Below are 18,225 nucleotides of genomic sequence, written 5' to 3'. Positions count from 1 at the left end.
GCTCCTCAGAAATAGACGGTGGCGGTGACGGTCGAGCTATAGGTGTCGGGCGCCGGCGTGGCCTGGGCCGGCACCGTACCGTTGACAGTCAGCGTCTGCGCGGCGCCATTGCCCGTGCCGCCCTGGCGCGTGTTCGGCGACGCGATATCCCCCCACACCGATTGGTCGCTCTTGTATAGCTGGTAGGCGACGAAAGCGCTGGTGTTCACGGCCCCGAACATGCGCCGGTTGGTCTCGGTGTTGCCCGTGCCGGAGCCCGCGCTAAGACCAACGAAATATGGCGTGGTGTTGGTGCACGTGACGGTTAACGCCGAGGTAGCCGTCACCGCCGAGCTCAGCACTCCCTGGGGAGGGAACGTCAGGTTATTGGCGGCGATGGTGCAGTTGGCCTGGATGACGATGGTGACGTTGAAGTTCGCGGAATTCTGTCCCGCCGCCAGGCTCGATGCGGATGCCAGGGAAGTGAATAAAAGAAATGCGGTTTTGCGATAGATCAGGCGTTCCATGCGCGCCACTCCACAAAATACTGCTGATTCAACCTACCCCAACATGGGTGTGTCTTATCAGATCAGATACAAGATCTGGAGCAACACGAGCGTATTTTCCATACCCCGCTGGCTTATTCAAGTTATTTTCTTAACATCGGTGCTGGATTTTACTTTTCTTTTTACTACTCCCGAGTAATTTAGTTTTATTTTAAAAATAGTCTTAAGCCAATTGAAATATCACGAACATCGCTGATATTCGAAGAAATATAACCCCACATATTTAATCCAATACCTGCAGGACAGCGTCAAATTAATGACCCCACCACGCTTCATGCAGTTATGACACTCCAGACCAGACCGTGAGGAAAACATTCTCACCTGACATGAAAAACGCAACACTATTGCTTGAAATGTCGATTTGTTCCATGCCCAGCTGGCACATTTCGTCATGTTGTAACGCCAGCTAAATTCGCCTGTCTCCAAGCCGTTGTTGCCGATGTAGCACCCCCTAAGCACTCAAGAGCGTCGCGTCATGAAACAGCTACTGAAAGACATCACCATCCGCCGCATGATCCTGGGCACCCTGCTCACCATCAGCGTCCTGCTTGCCGGCATGTCGGCAATCACCATCAACGGTTTGCGCGGCTCGGCGGATGCGCTGACCGACAGCACCGAACTGCTGCACGAAGTCTCGGCGCTTTCGCGCGTCAACGACCAGATCATGCGTGCGCGCCTGCGCCTGTCGCGCCAGATGGAATATGCCGCCGCCGGCGACGCCACGCAGGCGGCCGAGGAAGGCCGCAGCATCGATGCCGCCCTGGCCGAAGCCCGCAAGCAGCAGGCCATATTCCTGGAACTGGCCGGCAACGATGCCCCGGCCGCCATCCTGGATCCCATGAAATCGGGCTTCGAGGCCCTGACCGTGGCGGGCATCGCGGTCCAGCGCGACCTGCTGACAGCCGGCGATGTGGCGCGCGCCCGCGTCCATGGCGCCGGCCCGGTCGTGAGCGCCAGCCGCGCCTTCGGCAAGAGCATCGAGCAATACGAGGCCTACGCCAAGGAACGCGAGACCCAACTCTGGGAGAACGCCGCCGCCAAGCGCCGCCACGCCTATATCGGCACGGGCGCGGTGCTGGCCGTCTGCCTGCTGCTGCTGGTGCTGGGCGACCTGTACGTGGTGCATTTCGTCAAGCGTCCGCTGGACGACTTGCGCGGCCATTTCCAGCGCATCGCCGCCGGCGACCTGACCGCGCCGATCGCGGCCTTCGGCCGCAACTGCGTGGGGCAGGTGATCCCCTATCTGCAGGACATGCAGGCCAGCCTGGTCCGCACCGTGCACGCGGTGCGCGCGGGCGTACATGAAATCCATACCGGATCCAGCGAAATCGCCGCGGGCAACCAGGACCTGTCCAGCCGCACCGAACAGCAGGCCGCCTCGCTGGAGGAAACCGCTGCCAGCATGGAGCAGCTGCTCTCCACCGTCAGCAGCAACGCGGAGAACGCGCGCCAGGCCAACCAGATGGCCTCGACCGCGTCCGAAGTGGCGCAACGCGGCGGACAGGCCGTGCGCGATGCCGTGAACACCATGCGCGAAATCGCCCAGGACTCCAGCCGCATCGAGGACATCGTCGGCGTGATCGACGGCATCGCGTTCCAGACCAACATCCTGGCGCTGAACGCGGCCGTGGAAGCGGCCCGCGCCGGCGAACAGGGCAAGGGCTTCGCGGTGGTGGCGGGCGAGGTGCGCTCACTGGCGCAGCGCAGCGCCACGGCGGCCAAGGAAATCAAGCAGCTGCTCAACACCTCCGGCGCCACGGTGCAGGCGGGGTCCACCCAGGTGGAGACGGCCGGGCGCACGATGGAGGAAATCGTGCGGACCATCGAACACCTGACCTCGCTGGTGGCCGATATCGCCGCCGCCTCGCAGGAACAGGTCACGGGCATCGACCAGGTCAACACGGCGGTCACGCAGATGGATCACGTGACCCAGCAGAACGCCGCGCTCGTCGAAGAGGCCGCCGCCGCCGCGTCGTCGCTGGAAACGCAGGCGCAGCGGCTGCAGGGCGCGGTCAGCGCCTTCCGCCTGCCGTCCCAGGCGGGCCTGCCAGCGCTGGCGATGGCGGCGTAGGCCGCATGCATCGCGGCCCGGCGGCTGTCAGGCCGCCGCGTCCGGCGCCGTCGCGTACACCTGCTGCCCATGCCGGACGACGCGCCTGGGCAATTCGCCGCCAATCCAGTAGGCCAGCTCCGACGGATGATCGATGCTCCAGGCCACGAAGTCCGCCGCCTTGCCCGCTTCCAGCGTGCCATGCGTGGTCTCCAATCCCAGCGCGCGGGCCCCATGGAGGGTGGCGCCGGCCAGCGCTTCCTCCGGCGTCAGGCGGAACAGCGTGCAGGCCATGCTCAGCATCAGGCGCAGCGACAGCGCCGGCGAGGTACCCGGATTGAGGTCGGTGGAAATGGCTATCGGCACGCCGTGGCGGCGCAGCAGATCCACCGGCGGCAGCCGGGTTTCGCGCAGCGCGTAAAACGCGCCCGGCAGCAGCACCGCCACGGTGCCTGCCTGCGCCATGGCCAGCACATCGCTCTCGGTCAGGTATTCAAGGTGATCGGCCGACAGCGCGCCGTGGCGCGCCGCCAGCGTGGCGCCGTGCAGTGAAGACAGCTGCTCGGCATGCAGCTTGACCGGCAGGCCCAGGTGCGCCGCGCTCTGGAACACCCGCTCGACCTGCGCCGGCGAGAACGCCAGGTGCTCACAGAAGGCGTCCACGGCGTCCACCAACCCTTCCGCCGCCAGCACGGGCAGCATGCGGCGGGCGACCTCGTCGATGTAGTCGTCCGGCCGGCCCGTGAACTCGGGCGGCAGCGCGTGCGCCGCCAGGCAGGTGGCGCGCACCGTCAGCGGCAGCGAGCGGCCCAGGCGGCGCGCCACGCGCAGCATCTTGCGCTCGTTGGGCAGGTCCAGGCCGTAGCCGGACTTGACCTCCAGCGTGGTCACGCCGTCGCGCAGCAGGTGCAGCGCGCGCCGGCTCGCATCCAGATACAGCTCGTCCTCGGTGGCGGCGCGCGTGGCGCGCACCGTGCTGGCGATGCCGCCGCCGCGCGCGGCGATCTCGGCATAGTCCACGCCCTGCAGGCGCTGCTCGAACTCCAGGCTGCGGTTGCCGCCGAACACCAGGTGGGTGTGGCAATCGACCAGGCCCGGCGTGACCCAGGCGCCGCCCAGGTCCTGCACGGCCGCCGAGCCATCCAGCGGCATCTCGGCCTCGGGGCCGATCCAGGCAATGCGCCCGTCCTCGGTGACGATGGCCGCGCGCTCGATGATCGAGTACGCGCCGCCTTGCATCGTGGCGGCATGGCAGTTGCGCCAGACCTGTTTCATTGCCGGTTCTCCTTGTTGCTTGCGTTGTTTCAGTCCGAGCCCTGCGTCAGCGGCCGAGACGGGTTTTGCGGCGCGCCCTGCTCCGGGACGCGCGCCTGCGCCGCCTTGCGCTGCGGCAGCACCCACAGGCGATAGGCGATGCACAGCAGCGCGATCCACACGGCTCCCACGATAAGCGCGGCCTGCGTGTTGGGGAAGTAGCCCAGCACCAGGATCACGAAGACCATGAAGGCGATCGCCAGGATCGGGCCGGCCGGCCACAGCGGCACCGGGAACTTGAGCTGCGCGGCCTCCCTAGGGTCCATCTTTCGGCGCATGTTGAATTGCGACAGCAGGATCATCAGCCAGACCCAGACCGTGGCGAAGGTGGCGATGGAAGCGATCAACAGGAACACATCCTTCGGGATCAGATAGTTCAGCACCACGCCGATCAGCAGCGCGGCCGACATCACCACCACCGTCATCCACGGCACGCCACGGCGCGACACGGCGGCGAAGCCGCGCGGCGCCTGGCCCTGCTGCGCCATGCCGTAGAGCATGCGTCCGGCGCCGAAGATGTCGCTGTTGATGGCCGACACGGCGGCCGATATCACCACGATGTTCAGGATGGTGGCGGCGGACGGGATGCCCAGCTGGTCGAAGATCTGCACGAAGGGGCTGCCCTGGCTGCCGATCTGCGACCAGGGGAAGATGGCCATCAGCACGAACAGCGTCAGCACGTAGAACAGCAGGATGCGCAGGGGCACAGCGTTGATGGCGCGCGGGATGGTGCGGCCCGGGTCCTTGGCCTCGCCGGCCGTGATGCCGATGATCTCGATGCCGCCAAAAGCGAACACCACCACCGCCAGCGATGCGATCAAGCCGCCGATGCCGTTGGGCATGAAGCCGCCGTTCTGCCAGAGATTGTGCACGCCGGTGGCCGGCGCGTCCGCGCTCAGGCCGATGCCGAACAGCATGATGCCCAGTCCGCCGGCGATCATGGCGACGATGGCGGCCACTTTCAGCAGCGACAGCCAGAATTCCAGTTCGCCGAACAGCTTGACGGTGCACAGGTTGAGCCCGCCGATCAGCAGCACGATGGCCAGCACCCAGATCCACTGCGGCACGTCCGGATACCAGAATCCCATGTACAGCCCGAACGCCGTGACGTCGGCCAGGCAGACGATGATCATCTCGAAAGTGTAGGTCCAGCCGGTGATGAAGCCGGCCAGCGGTCCCAGAGACTGGCTGGCGTACTGGCCGAAGGAGCCGGCCACCGGGTTGTGCACCGCCATTTCCCCGAGCGCGCGCATCACCATGTACACGGCGGCGCCGGCGATCAGGTAGGCGATCAGGACCGAGGGGCCCGCGGCCTGGATGGCCTTGGCCGAGCCGTAGAACAGGCCGGTGCCGATGGCCGACCCCAGCGCGATGAAGCGGATGTGCCGGGCGCTCAGCCCTCTCTTCAACTCACTGCTCTGCACTTCTTGCATGCTTGTCTCCATGTGGTGGGAATGCCGCGGGCAGGGCCGAGCGCCGCCCGCGCGCCCTCTGCGGGGCGCTGCAAGCGGCTGCGGCGGGAGGGCCCACGCCGCGCGCGCGGGCCGGTGTTGCGTTACAGACTGGGCAACAGGCCCGCCGGCATGAGCGCGTTCAGGCTGCGTCCGGCGATCAGCGCGCTGGCCTGTTCGATGTCGGGCGCGAAGAAGCGGTCCTTCTCGTAGTGCGCCACCTTCTGGCGCAGCAGCTGGCGCGCGCGCTCCAGCTTGGGCGAGGTCTTCAGGCCCTCGCGGAAATCCAGGCCCTGGCAGGCGCCCAGCCATTCGATGGCCAGGATGTCGCGCACGTTCTCGGCCATCGGCCACAGGCGCTTGCCCGCGTTCGGCGCCATCGACACGTGATCTTCCTGGTTGGCTGAGGTGGGCAGGCTGTCGACGCTGGCCGGATGCGCCAGCGCCTTGTTGTCGCTGGCCAGCGCGGCGGCCGTCACCTGGGCGATCATGAATCCGGAGTTCACACCGCCGTTGTTCACCAGGAAGGGCGGCAGCTGCGACATGTGCTTGTCCATCATCAGCGAGATGCGGCGTTCGGACAGCGCGCCTATCTCGGCCAGCGCCAGCGCCAGATTGTCGGCGGCCATGGCCACCGGCTCGGCATGGAAGTTGCCGCCCGAGATCACGTCGCCCTCGGCGGCGAACACCAGCGGGTTGTCCGACACGGCATTGGCCTCGACTGCCAGCACCTCGGCGGCCTGGCGGATCTGCGTCAGGCAGGCGCCCATGACCTGCGGCTGGCAGCGCAACGAATAGGGATCCTGCACCTTGCCGCAGTCGGCGTGCGAATGGCCAACCTCGCTGTCGTCGGTCAGCAAGTCGCGGTAGACGGCGGCCACGTCGATCTGGCCGCGCTGGCCGCGCGCCGCGTGGATGCGCGGATCGAAGGGCGCGCGCGAGCCCAGCATGGCTTCCACGCTCAGGCCGCCGCAGACCAGCGCCGCGGACATGAGGTCCTCGGCCTCGAACAGGCCGCGCAGCGCATAGGCGGTCGACACCTGGGTGCCGTTCAACAGCGCCAGGCCTTCCTTGGCCGCCAGCGTGAACGGCTGCAGGCCGGCGATTTCCAGCGCCTGGCGGGCCGGCAGCCACTCGCCGCGATGGCGCGCGCGGTTCTCGCCCAGCAGCAGCAGGGACATGTGCGCCAGCGGCGCCAGGTCGCCCGACGCGCCCACCGAGCCCTTGAGCGGAATGTGCGGATAGACCTCGGCGTTGACCAGCGCGATCAGCGCGTCGATGACCTTGCGGCGGATGCCGGAGTAGCCGCGCGCCAGGCTGTTGATCTTCAGCACCATGATCAGACGCACCATGGCGTCGTCCAACGGCTCGCCCACGCCGGCCGCGTGCGACAGCACCAGCGAGCTTTGCAGCGCTTCCAGGTCCTCGCGCGCGATGCGGGTGGACGCCAGCAGGCCGAAGCCGGTGTTGATGCCGTAGGCGGTGCGGTCCTCGGCGATGATGCGCTCCACGCAGGCCACGCTGGCGTCGATCGGGCCGGCCGCCGACGGATCCAGGGTCAGGCGCTGCGGCTGGTGGTAGACCTGGCGCAGGTCGGACAGCGTGAGTTGGCCGGGTTTCAAGTGCAAATCCATTGTCGATCTCCTATGCCGCCGTCAGGCGGTATTCATGCAATGTCGTGGCCGCCGCTCGTGGCGTGGCGGCGCGCAGCCGACGCGCCGTTGCGGGCCAGCAGGTAGTACAGGATGCCCGGCACGATCAGGCCGATGATCCAGGAAATATCCACGCCGCCCAGGTGCTGGACCAGGGGGCCGGTGTAGAGCTTGGTCGAGATGAAGGGCATCTGCACCAGCACGCCGACGGCGTAGGCGGTGAGGCCCGTCATGTTCCAGCGGCCGTAGCGTCCGTCGGGGTCGGCCAGCGCCGGCACGTCATAGCGCTCGCGGTTCACGAAGTAATAGTCCACCAGGTTGACCGCGCTCCAGGGCGTGAAGAAGGCCAGCAGGAACAGGATGAAGGACTTGAACGCGCCCAGGAAGCTGTGCTGCCCGATCAGCGCGACGGCCGTGGCCGCGCCCACGATCAGCAGCACGGCAACCACGCGCTGCCGGTGCGTGACTTCGATGCTTCCACGAAAGCCGCTGATGATGGTGGCGATGCACATGAAGCTGCCGTAGGAGTTCAGCGTCGAAATAGTGATCTTGCCGAAGGCGATGCTGAAATACAGCAGCGCGGCGATCTTGCCGGTGCCGCCCAGGCCCACGATATAGGCCACTTCACGGCCGGCGAACTGACCCGGCGCCATGGCCGCGGCCAGCACGCCCAGCACCATCGCGATCTGCGCGCCCGCCACCGAACCCAGGCCCACCGCCAGGAAAGTCCTGGCCGAAGACGTGCGGCTGGGCAGGTAGCGCGAGTAATCGGCCACATACGGCCCGAAAGCGATCTGCCAGGAGGCCGCCAGTGACACCGACAGCAGGAACGAGCCCCAGGTGAAATGGCGGTTGGCCAGCAGCTCGCCCACATCGGCCAGCGCCATAACGCGGCTGAACAGGTAGACGAAGGCGACGATGCCCAGCAGCGTCGCCACCCGGCCGATGATGTGGATGACGCGGTAGCCGAACACGGTGGCCAGCACGATGGCGGCGGCGAACATCAGGATGCCGGCGCTGTCGCTCACGCCCAGCAGCTGGCCGATGGCCTGGCCGGACAGCACGGTGCCGGTGGCGGTGAAGCCCAGGTACATGACGCAGACCAGCGCGATGGGAATCGCCGCGCCGTAGACGCCGAACTGCACCCGGCTGGAGATCATCTGCGGCAGGCCCAGTCGCGGCCCCTGCGCGGCGTGCAGCGCCATGATGGCGCCGCCGAACAGCTGGCCCACCAGCAGGCCCACCAGCGACCAGAACACGTCGCCGCCCAGCACCACCGCCAGGGCGCCGGTGACGATGGCCGTGATCTGCAGGTTGGCGCCCATCCACAGCGTGAACTGGCTGTAGAGCTTGCCGTGCCGCTCCGATTCCGGAATGTAGTCGATCGAACGCCGCTCGATGAGCGGCGCCCGTTCCGATCCGACTGGTGTCGCCATGCTTTCGTCTCCTGGCGCCTGTGCACAGGCCGGCGCCTTTTCCCCCATGTGCGGGAGCCGCGCCAGCGCGGCTCCCCGGACCGCTCAGCGGCCCGTGATCATCGGCAGGTTCAGACCCTGCTCGCGGGCGCAGTCGATCGCGATCTCGTAGCCCGCGTCGGCATGGCGCATGACGCCGGTGCCCGGGTCATTGGTCAGCACGCGGGCGATGCGCTCGGCGGCGGCGTCGGTGCCGTCGCAGACGATGACCATGCCCGAATGCTGCGAAAAGCCCATGCCCACGCCGCCGCCGTGATGCAGCGACACCCAGGTGGCGCCGCTGGCGGTGTTCAACAGCGCGTTGAGCAGCGGCCAGTCGGACACGGCGTCGGAACCGTCGCGCATGGCCTCGGTTTCACGGTTGGGGCTGGCCACCGAACCGGAGTCCAGATGATCGCGGCCGATCACGATGGGCGCGGACAGCTCGCCGCTGCGCACCATCTCGTTGAAGGCCAGGCCAAGCCTGGCGCGCTGGCCCAGGCCGACCCAGCAGATGCGCGCCGGCAGGCCCTGGAAGCTGATGCGTTCGCGCGCCATGTCCAGCCAGCGGTGCAGGTGCGCATCGTCGGGAATCAGTTCCTTGACCTTGGCGTCGGTCTTGTAGATGTCCTGCGGATCGCCGGACAGCGCGGCCCAGCGGAACGGGCCGACGCCACGGCAGAACAGCGGGCGGATATATGCGGGCACGAAGCCGGGGAAGTCGAAGGCATTGTCCACGCCTTCTTCCTTGGCCATCTGGCGGATGTTGTTGCCGTAGTCGAAGGTGGGCACGCCCTGCTTCTGGAATTCGAGCATGGCGCGCACGTGCCGGGCCATGGACTGCTTGGCCGCCTTGACCACGGCGGCCGGCTCGCTTTTCGCGCGTTCGCGGTATTCGGCCCAGGTCCAGCCGACGGGCAGATAGCCGTTGAGCGGATCATGGGCGCTGGTCTGGTCGGTGACCATGTCCGGACGCACGCCGCGCCGCACCAGTTCCGGCAGGATCTCGGCGGCATTGCCGCACAGCGCGATCGAGATCGCGCGACCTTCCTTGGTGTAGCGGGCGATGCGTGCCAGCGCGTCGTCCAGATCGGCGGCCTGCTCGTCGACATAGCGGGTACGCAGGCGGAAGTCGATGCTGCTCTGCTGGCATTCGATGTTCAGCGAGCAGGCGCCGGCCAGCGTGGCGGCCAGCGGCTGCGCGCCGCCCATGCCGCCCAGGCCGGCGGTCAGCACCCAGCGGCCCGCGAGCTTGCCGTCGTAATGCTGGCGACCGGCTTCGACGAAGGTCTCGTAAGTGCCCTGCACGATGCCCTGGCTGCCGATATAGATCCAGCTGCCGGCGGTCATCTGGCCGTACATGGCCAGGCCGCGCGCGTCCAGCTCGTTGAAGTGTTCCCAGGTGGCCCAATGCGGCACCAGGTTGGAGTTGGCGATCAGCACGCGCGGCGCGTTCGCGTGGGTCTTGAACACGCCCACCGGCTTGCCGGACTGCACCAGCAGGGTTTCGTCCTCGTTCAGGTTCTTCAGCGACTCGACGATGCGGTCGTAGCAGTCCCAGTCGCGCGCGGCGCGGCCGATGCCGCCATAGACCACCAGCTCCCTGGGGTTCTCGGCCACGTCCGGATCGAGGTTGTTCATCAGCATGCGCAACGGCGCCTCGGTCAGCCAGCTCTTGGCCGTCAGCTGCTTGCCGCGCGGGGCGCGGATCTCGACGTCGCGGTAGCGTTTCGATTTTTCCATCGTGGTCTCCATAGCCAGGTGCGCCGCGCCTTGGATCCGCGGCCATTGGCCGAATCATAGGATGCCTATGCTTGTATATACAAGATGGGACGAGCTATTTTTTTGTCAGGGATTACCCGCAGCAAAGACGAGCCACGGGCGCGCGACCGCGCCCCGCCCGCGGGGCGGACGGGGCGGAAAAACCGGGGTCGGAAACGCCGCCGCGCTCAGGCAGCGACGGGCAGCAGCTCGATCAGGCAGGCGTCCAGCGCGGCGGACGCCGTCGCCGGCTCGATGCGATATTCGGCCAGGCCACCGGCCGTTTCGATGTGCAGGCAGTCATGCCGCGACGGCAGCTCGTGGCGCGCGCCGTCAACGGCCAGCGCCAGCGGCGCGTCGGACGCGTTCAGCAGCAGCACGGCGCGGGCCGAGCTGTGGAACACGCAGGATGCGTTCAACCATTGCAGGCGGGCCTGCCAGCGCGCCGGCGCGTAAAACAGGTTGAAGTCGCGGATGGGGCCGTCCAGCAGGCGGCAGTCCACCTTGGCGTCGCCACGGAAGGCATAGGCGCGGCGCGGTCCCAGCGGCGGCTCGCGACGACCGTCGACAGTCAGCTCGATGCCCGCGCCTTCCAGCACGGTGATGATGCGCTGGAAGCCGTCGAAGGCCGAAAAGCCGCCATCCTGCCCCACGTCCGCGATGGACAGGCGCCATTCAAAGCCGGCCGTGCTGCCGCCGGGATTGCAGGCCACTTCCTGGGTGGTGCCGCCGCCGTTGCGCCACGGCATGCGCGGATAGTCCCGCGCCCGGTACAGGCGCGCGTCGAACTGGGTCATGTGGTGAATTTTCCTTCAAGACGATGGCGCGATCCGGGATGGATCAGGCGAGCCAGCGTGACCGCGCGCTCGCCCGACCAGGTGCGCCGGCGGATCAACAGACAGGGTTCGTCGCGCTCGATCTGCAGCAGCTGGCACTCGCGCGGCTTGGCGCGGATCGCCTCGACCACGTGCTCGCCCTCGGTCAGAGGGGCCACGCGCGTCAGATATTCATAGGGCGTGCCCTGCGTGAAATCCTGCTTGAGGTAGTCGGGCGCCAGCTTGACGTTGACGTAGCGGTCCTCGAGCTGGATGGGCAGGTCGTCCTCGTAGTGCACGATGACCGAATGGAACACCGGCTGGCCTTCGCGGATCTCCAGCATCAGGGCCTGCTCGTTGCCGGCGGGCTCCTCGGCCAGCCGGATCACGCGGCTGTGATGGCGATGATTGCGCGCCGCGATCTCGTCGGCGATATTGTTCACCGCGAACAGCGCCGAGCGGGCCTTGGGCTGCGCCACGAACGTGCCCACGCCCTGCATGCGCACCAGCAGCCCTTCGGCGGTCAGCTCGCGCAAGGCGCGGTTGATGGTCATGCGGCTGAAGCCCAGTTCCTCGACCAGCTCGCTTTCGGACGGCACGCGGTAGTGCGCGGGCCAGGCGCCGCTGCGGATCTGCTGGGCAATCATCTGCTTGACCCGCGCATACAGCGGGGCGGGCAGGGCGTCTGGCTGGACGGGCAATCGGGTAGGGTTGGAAGCCACGAAACAGTCCTGTGCTGGGCCGGCGGGCAGGATGCGAGCGCCTGGCCAGTTCTCATGTTTCGGGAATTATATAGAGGATGACTAGACACGTATAGACATCATTGCAGACGGCGCCGGCACGCCGAGATCCTGGACCGTCCTGGACGCCGGGCGGTGAATTTTTTATACTCCCCCCCTGTATCCAACGGAGTCCCGGCCGTGCCCCACAGCCCGCAAGAGAAAAAGCGCGTCACGACGCGCCTGCGCCGCATCCAGGGCCAGGCCCTGGCGCTGGAGCGCGCCGTCAACGACGGCACGGAATGCGGCGCGCTGCTGCAACAGCTGGCGGCCCTGCGCGGCGCGGCCACCGGGCTGATGGCCGAAGTGCTGGAAAGCCATCTGCGCGAAACCTTCGCGCAATCGGCCCAGGCGCCCGCCCCGACCGCCGACGCCGACGCCGAGATCGACCAGATCATGCGCATCGTCCGCACTTATCTCAAATGAACAAGGCCCACCGCCGAAGCGCTATCGCGCTCCCCCCTCAAAGGGACGCGGCAGCGGAGCGGCCAGGGCAACATCCGCGCACATGGCCCCGCGTCGTGTACGGCAGAAGCAACACCATCGTCAACGCTCTGGAGCATCATCATGAAATCACGCGCAGCAGTCGCATTCGGACCCGGCAAGCCGCTGGAAATCGTTGAAATCGACGTGGCGCCGCCGCGGCGCGGGGAAGTGCTGGTGCGCATCACGCACACCGGCGTCTGCCATACCGACGCCTTCACCCTGAGCGGCGACGATCCCGAGGGCCTGTTCCCCGCCGTGCTGGGCCACGAAGGCGCGGGCGTGGTGGTCGAAGTGGGCGAGGGCGTGACCTCGCTGCAACCCGGCGATCATGTCATCCCGCTCTACACGGCCGAATGCCGCGAATGCAAGTTCTGCCTGTCCGGCAAGACCAACCTGTGCCAGAAGGTCCGCGCCACGCAGGGCAAGGGCGTCATGCCCGACGGCAGCTCGCGCTTCAGCTATGAAGGCAAGCCGCTCTACCACTACATGGGCTGCTCGACCTTCAGCGAATACACCGTGGTCAACGAGATCTCGCTGGCCAAGATCAACCCGGCCGCGCCGCACGAAAAGGTCTGCCTGCTGGGCTGCGGCGTGACCACCGGCCTGGGCGCGGTCCACAACACCGCCAAGGTCAAGGAAGGCGACACCGTCGCCGTGTTCGGCCTGGGCGGCATCGGCCTGGCCGTGATCCAGGGCGCGGTGCAGGCCAAGGCCGGCCGCATCATCGCCATCGACACCAATCCCAACAAGTTCATCCTGGCCAGGGCCATGGGCGCGACCGACTGCGTCAACCCCAAGGACCACGACCGTCCCATCCAGGACGTGATCGTCGAGCTGACCGACGGCGGCGTGGACTTCTCGTTCGAATGCATCGGCAACGTCAACGTGATGCGCGCGGCGCTGGAATGCTGCCACAAGGGCTGGGGCGAGAGCATCATCATCGGCGTCGCCGGCGCCGGCCAAGAAATCAGCACGCGTCCGTTCCAGCTGGTCACGGGCCGCGTCTGGCGCGGCTCCGCCTTTGGCGGCGTCAAGGGCCGCACCCAGCTGCCCGGCATGGTCGAGGACGCCATGAGCGGCAAGATCGACCTGGATCCCTTCGTCACCCACACACTGCCGCTGGACCGCATCAACGAGGCCTTCGACCTGATGCACGAGGGCAAATCGATCCGCACCGTGATCCACTACTGATCCATCGCGTCACACCGGCATTCACGGGCGGTCCACGGGCCGCCCGTTGTTTTTTCTTCACGCCCGGTTCATCTGCACGTCATCTGCCGCCACGATCATTCGCCGTTCCAAGACCAACCACGCGGGAAGGAGAATGGACTGGAAGCAAGACTGGAAGCGGCATTGCGCGCGCGCGACGATGCTGGGAATGATGGCGCTGGTGGCCGCCTGCGGCGGCAGCGACGATGACGACGACAGCCCGGCGCCGACCCCGCCCACCACGCCGCCCGTGGCCGCCCGGCCGATGGAGCTGACGATCCTGCACATCAACGATCATCACTCCAATCTGGACAGCAAGAAGAAGGACTTCAAGCTCAAGAACGCCGCCGGCGCGACCGTGACGGTCAACGCCGACGCCGGTGGCTTCGCCCGCGTGACGGGCGCCATCAAGGCGCTCTCGGCCGCCTCGCCCAATGTGCTCAAGCTGCACGCCGGTGACGCCACCACCGGCACCCTGTACTTCAACCGCGCCGGCGATCCGGGCGAAGCCGACGCGGCCATGATGAACACGGTCTGCTTCGACGCCATGACGTTGGGCAACCACGAGTTCGACAAGGGCGACAGCGGCCTGAAGCGCTTCATCGACCTGCTGCACAAGGGCGCCTGCCAGACGCCGGTGCTCAGCGCCAACGTGACCTTCGGCGCCAATTCCGCGCTGAACCCCTCGCGCGCGCCCGGCCTGGTCAAGCCCTCCATCGTGCTGCAACGCGACGGCCAGTCCATCGGCCTGGTCGGCCTGACCATCGCCAACAAGACGCAGCAGTCGTCCAGCCCCGATCCCGGCACCGTGTTCGGCGACGAGACCGCCGCCGCGCAGCAGCAGATCGACGCGTTGCGCGCGCAAGGCGTGAACAAGATCATCGTGATGAGCCACATCGGCTACGACTACGACAAGCAGATCATCCCCAACCTGAGCGGCGTGGACGTGGTGGTGGGCGGCGATTCGCACACCCTGCTCGGGCCGGCTGGCATGGCGGGCTACGGCGTCGGCTCGCCGGCCGGCGCCTACCCCACCGAAGTCAAGAACAAGGATGGCAAGCGCGTCTGCCTGGTGCAGGCCTGGGAATACTCGCAGGTGGTGGGCGAGCTGAAGGTCAGCTTCGACGCCAATGGCGACGTGACGGCCTGCGCCGGCACGCCGCACGTGCTGATGGGCAGCGCCTACAAGATCGGCGGCGCGGCGGTCTCCCCGGCGGACCAGGCCGCCATCGCGGCCGACATCAAGGCCAGCGGCTTCCTGTATCCGCAGGAGCCGGACGCCGGCGCGCTGGCCGTACTGCAGCCCTTCAAGGCCAAGGTCGACACGTTCAGCGCCAGCCAGGTGGCGAAGGTGCCGCAGGAACTGTGCTCGCGCCGCGTGCCGGGCGGGCCCGGCTCGCGCGACTACAGCCGGTCCGGCGTGGATTGCAACACGCTGGGCAGCGTCAGCCTGCGCGGCGGCGACATCCAGCAGCTGGTAGCCCAGGCCTACCTGGAAGTGGGCAACGCCAGCTACGGCGGCGCCGACATCTCGCTGCAAAGCGGCGGCGGCGTGCGCGTGCCGCTCAAGGGCACCGTCACGGCGGCCAATGTGATCGAGGTGGTGCCCTTCGGCAACATGCTGTGGCGCCTGAACGTGACCGGCGCCGAGGTCAAGAGCATGCTGGAAGACGGCATGCAGGCGGTCTACGGCCCGGGCGGATCGACCGGTCCATACCCGTACACGGGCGGCCTGCGCTTCGACGTCAACGCCGCGCAGCCGCAAGGCAGCCGGGTATCCAACATCGAGGTCTACGACGCCGCCACGTCCTCATGGGGTCCGCTGGACGCCAGCCGCACGTACAAGCTCTTCGTGCTGAGCTTCAACGCCACCGGCGGCGACGGCTACAAGACCCTGGCCAATGTGCCGGCCGCGCGCCGGCAGGACATCGGCGTGCTGGATGCCGACGTGCTGCAGGCCTACATTGACAAGCAGGCCAAGGATCCGGCCACCGGCCTGCCGGTGCTGAATCTGCTGCCGATCAGCCAGTACAGCACCAAGTCCTATACCGAGTAGGACGGGCGGCCCGCCGCGCGCGGGAGCGGGCTCAGTTGCCCCGCTCCTGCTCGCGGCGCAGCGCGGCCTGGTACTCGGGGCCGTTGCGCAGGCGCAGGTACTCCGCATAGCGCTTGCGGTACTTGGCGCTGTAGACGTCGGGTTCCTGGTTGCCGCGATACAGATCGGACATGCCGGACTTCTTCCACACGGCCAGATCGGCCAGCACCTGAGCGCGCGTCAGCGGCGCCGACGCATCGCCCGGCGCGGACGCCATGGCGGCGGCCTGGCGCGGCGCGGCATAGGCTTGGGGGTTGCCGCCGGCCGGTCCCTGCGCGAGGGCGCTCGTGGACAGGACCAGGGCCAGCGTGCAGGACGACGCAGCAATGGAACGTTTCATGATTTCTCCATGACGGGTGACAGGCCGCCGCGAGGGACGGCCGGAATGCCGGGTAGCGGAATCGCCCTGTCGGGCGCGCACCGGGCGCATGGAGAAAAGTCTAGGGAAGCGGCCGCGACAGAAGCCCGACGCCAGGATTAGTTTTCGGTAATCTTGCGCGCCGACAGGCAGAAGCCGATGGTGATGTCGCGGCCCTCGGAAGCCGCGAAGGGCCGGCCGCCGTGCATGCGGGCGATGGCCGCGACGATGGCCAGTCCCAGCCCGTGATGGTTGGCGTCGAAGCCGCGCGCTTCGTCGCCGCGATAGAAGCGGTGGAACAGCCTGGGCAGGTGTTCCTTCGCTATCGGTTCGCCCGCATTGCTGACGGCGATCAGCGCGTGCTCATCGTCGTGCGAAACATGGATGCGTATCGTGCTTCCCGCATCCGCGTAGCGCACCGCGTTCGACACCAGATTTGACACCGCCCGCTGCAACAGCGGGCGGTCGATGCAGGCGGCGGCCTCGCCCGACACGGCCAGCGTCAGCCCGCGCTCCTGCGCCTCGGCCTCGTGGTAGTCGGCCACCTCGCCCAGCACCTCGGAAAGCCGGTCGACCCAGACGCCGCGCGCCTGCGCGCCACGGTCGGCCTGTGACAGGAACAACATGTCGTTGACCATGCCGGACAGCCGCTGCAGCTCTTCCAGGTTGGAGCCCATGACATCGCGCAGCACCGCCTCGGAACGGCGACCGCTCAGCGCCAGCTCGGTCTGGCCGATCAGCGTGGCCAACGGCGTGCGCATCTCGTGCGCCACGTCGGCGTTGAAGCCCTCCATCTGCACATAAGCCCGCTCCAGGCGCTGCAGCACGGCATTGAACTGCCGCACCAGCGGCTGGATTTCCTCGGACTGTCCGCTTTCGTCCAGCCGTTCGCCGATGCGGTCCGGCGCCAGCCGCGCCGCCTGCCGCCCCAGCTCGTCCACGGGGGCCATGGCGCGCCGCACCAGCAGCGCCGCGATGCCCGACACCGCGGCCGCGCCCACGAAGGCGCAGGCGATCAGGGTCCAGGCCAGCGCGGCGCGCAGATGCAGGTCGGACGTGATGTCCAGCACCAGCTCGGCGTGCATGGCATCGCCCGGTGTGCCCGGCGCTGGCAGCGAGAACATGATGCGCCGCTCGTGCGCGTGATCCTCATCCTCGGCGATGTCTGCGCCGAACGCGGTCTTGGCGCCATCGATCTCCAGCACCAGGGAAAAATCCGGGCGGCCATAGAAGAAATCGCTTAGCTTGTGCCGCAGGGTGGTCGAATCGCCGGTGGCGGCGTTCTCGTCGACCAGGTGGCGGATGACTTCCATCTTCTGTTGCAGCAGCGCTTCCTGGCGGGTCTGCAGGTTCAGGTTGGTGGCGTAGTACACCGCCAGGCATACCCCGCCCAGCCCCAGGAACGTCAGCATCGCCAGCCAGCGCGAGAGCCAGCGGCGCAGGGAGCCGGAGCGCGGCTGCATCAGTCTTCCCGCAGTTCCAGCACGTAGCCCATGCCGCGCACCGTGTGCAGCAGCTTCTGGTCAAAGGGGTCGTCGACCTTGCCGCGCAGGCGTCGCACCGCGACCTCGACCACATTGGTGTTGCTGTTGAAATTGATGTCCCATACCTGCTCGGCCAGCTCCAGCCTCGACAGCACCTCACCCTGCTTGCGCATCAGCAGCGCCAGCAGCGTGAATTCCTTGGCCGTCAGGTCCAGCCGGACGCCGCCGCGCGAGGCGCGCCGGCGCAACAGGTCCAGTTCCAGATCGCCCACGCGCAGCACGTTCTGCCCGCCGACCTCGGCCTGGTTCTGGCCGCTGCGCCGGCCCAGCGCCAGCACGCGCGCCAGCAGCTCCGACAGGGCGAAGGGCTTGACCAGATAGTCGTCGGCGCCGTCGCGCAACCCCTTGACTCGGTCCTCGATCTTGTCGCGCGCCGTCAGCATCAGCACCGGCACGCGGTCGCTCTTGCGCAATTCGCGCAGCACCGAGAAGCCGTCCATGCCGGGCAGCATCACATCGAGCAGGATGAGGTCGTACTGGCTTTCGCGAGCCAGATGCAGGCCGCTGATCCCGTCCATCGCGACGTCCACCACATAGTTGTGTTCCGTCAGCGCCAGGCGCAGGTATTCGGCCAGTTTCTTCTCGTCTTCGATTACCAGTACTTTCATGGGGCCCGTGGGTGAAAAAAGGGCTGAGCGGCGCCGCCGCTAGGCTGCGCCGGCCGGAAACGACCCAGCCATTCTATCGCTTGCGGATCTGGCGCGGATACGGC

15 protein-coding genes are annotated in these 18,225 nt (G+C 67.3%); 4 read left to right on the top strand and 11 right to left on the bottom strand.

The genetic code is table 11. The features are described 5' to 3' along the window. Window positions 1-5 precede the first annotated feature (5 nt). Window positions 6-506 carry a spore coat U domain-containing protein gene (locus C2U31_RS06455; protein ID WP_103272087.1) on the bottom strand — a complete coding sequence of 167 codons (501 nt, stop codon included), beginning with the start codon at window positions 504-506 and terminating at the stop codon, window positions 6-8. A gap of 514 nt (window positions 507-1,020) precedes the next feature. Here C2U31_RS06455 and C2U31_RS06450 point away from each other — a divergent pair. Further along, the gene (locus C2U31_RS06450) at window positions 1,021-2,616 is read left to right on the top strand and encodes a methyl-accepting chemotaxis protein (RefSeq protein ID WP_103272086.1); all 1,596 of its coding nucleotides are present in this window, start codon (window positions 1,021-1,023) and stop codon (window positions 2,614-2,616) included. A gap of 27 nt (window positions 2,617-2,643) precedes the next feature. Here the strand turns inward: C2U31_RS06450 and hutI are convergent, their stop codons facing one another. The 7 genes from hutI to hutC form a co-directional block, all read right to left on the bottom strand. Continuing rightward, a complete protein-coding gene (gene hutI, locus C2U31_RS06445) occupies window positions 2,644-3,870 on the bottom strand; it encodes an imidazolonepropionase (protein ID WP_103272085.1) in 1,227 nt (408 codons plus the stop codon). A gap of 29 nt (window positions 3,871-3,899) precedes the next feature. After that, complete coding sequence (locus C2U31_RS06440; RefSeq protein WP_103272084.1) at window positions 3,900-5,342, bottom strand: amino acid permease; 1,443 nt, start codon at window positions 5,340-5,342, stop codon at window positions 3,900-3,902. Window positions 5,343-5,464: 122 nt separating this feature from the next. Continuing rightward, the gene (gene hutH / locus C2U31_RS06435) at window positions 5,465-6,994 is read right to left on the bottom strand and encodes a histidine ammonia-lyase (protein ID WP_103272083.1); all 1,530 of its coding nucleotides are present in this window, start codon (window positions 6,992-6,994) and stop codon (window positions 5,465-5,467) included. 32 nt (window positions 6,995-7,026) lie between these two features. After that, window positions 7,027-8,448 carry a cytosine permease gene (locus C2U31_RS06430; RefSeq protein ID WP_103272082.1) on the bottom strand — a complete coding sequence of 474 codons (1,422 nt, stop codon included), beginning with the start codon at window positions 8,446-8,448 and terminating at the stop codon, window positions 7,027-7,029. Window positions 8,449-8,532: 84 nt separating this feature from the next. Further along, window positions 8,533-10,209, bottom strand: a complete 1,677-nt coding sequence (gene hutU, locus C2U31_RS06425) for a urocanate hydratase (protein ID WP_103272081.1) — start codon at window positions 10,207-10,209, stop codon at window positions 8,533-8,535. Window positions 10,210-10,415: 206 nt separating this feature from the next. Further along, window positions 10,416-11,024, bottom strand: coding sequence for a HutD family protein (locus tag C2U31_RS06420; protein WP_103272080.1), 609 nt, complete (start codon window positions 11,022-11,024; stop codon window positions 10,416-10,418). After that, window positions 11,021-11,764 (bottom strand): histidine utilization repressor, encoded by a 744-nt coding sequence (gene hutC, locus C2U31_RS06415; RefSeq protein WP_349291632.1) that lies wholly within the window; start codon window positions 11,762-11,764, stop codon window positions 11,021-11,023. Before hutC ends, C2U31_RS06420 begins: the two co-directional genes overlap by 4 nt. A 198-nt stretch (window positions 11,765-11,962) precedes the next feature. Between hutC and C2U31_RS06410 the strand changes: the two genes are divergently transcribed. From C2U31_RS06410 to C2U31_RS06400, 3 genes are all read left to right on the top strand, one after another. Then, window positions 11,963-12,247, top strand: coding sequence for a metal-sensing transcriptional repressor (locus C2U31_RS06410; protein WP_103272078.1), 285 nt, complete (start codon window positions 11,963-11,965; stop codon window positions 12,245-12,247). Window positions 12,248-12,388: 141 nt separating this feature from the next. Further along, window positions 12,389-13,498: an S-(hydroxymethyl)glutathione dehydrogenase/class III alcohol dehydrogenase gene (locus C2U31_RS06405; RefSeq protein WP_103272077.1), complete on the top strand. Its 1,110-nt coding sequence runs from the start codon at window positions 12,389-12,391 to the stop codon at window positions 13,496-13,498. A gap of 133 nt (window positions 13,499-13,631) precedes the next feature. After that, on the top strand, window positions 13,632-15,572 hold the full coding sequence (locus tag C2U31_RS06400; RefSeq protein ID WP_233772672.1) for a bifunctional UDP-sugar hydrolase/5'-nucleotidase: 1,941 nt from the start codon (window positions 13,632-13,634) through the stop codon (window positions 15,570-15,572). Window positions 15,573-15,603: 31 nt separating this feature from the next. Here the strand turns inward: C2U31_RS06400 and C2U31_RS06395 are convergent, their stop codons facing one another. From C2U31_RS06395 to C2U31_RS06385, 3 genes are all read right to left on the bottom strand, one after another. After that, a complete protein-coding gene (locus C2U31_RS06395) occupies window positions 15,604-15,951 on the bottom strand; it encodes a DUF4148 domain-containing protein (protein WP_103272076.1) in 348 nt (115 codons plus the stop codon). A gap of 137 nt (window positions 15,952-16,088) precedes the next feature. Continuing rightward, window positions 16,089-17,435: a heavy metal sensor histidine kinase gene (locus C2U31_RS06390; protein ID WP_103272075.1), complete on the bottom strand. Its 1,347-nt coding sequence runs from the start codon at window positions 17,433-17,435 to the stop codon at window positions 16,089-16,091. Further along, window positions 17,432-18,121 carry a heavy metal response regulator transcription factor gene (locus tag C2U31_RS06385; RefSeq protein WP_103272074.1) on the bottom strand — a complete coding sequence of 230 codons (690 nt, stop codon included), beginning with the start codon at window positions 18,119-18,121 and terminating at the stop codon, window positions 17,432-17,434. Before C2U31_RS06385 ends, C2U31_RS06390 begins: the two co-directional genes overlap by 4 nt. Window positions 18,122-18,225: the final 104 nt, after the last annotated feature.

This window comes from Achromobacter sp. AONIH1 (genome assembly GCF_002902905.1).
Lineage (GTDB): Bacteria > Pseudomonadota > Gammaproteobacteria > Burkholderiales > Burkholderiaceae_B > Achromobacter.
The sequence above is the reverse complement of the archived record's forward strand: the minus strand, read 5'-3'. Positions and strand labels throughout refer to the sequence as shown.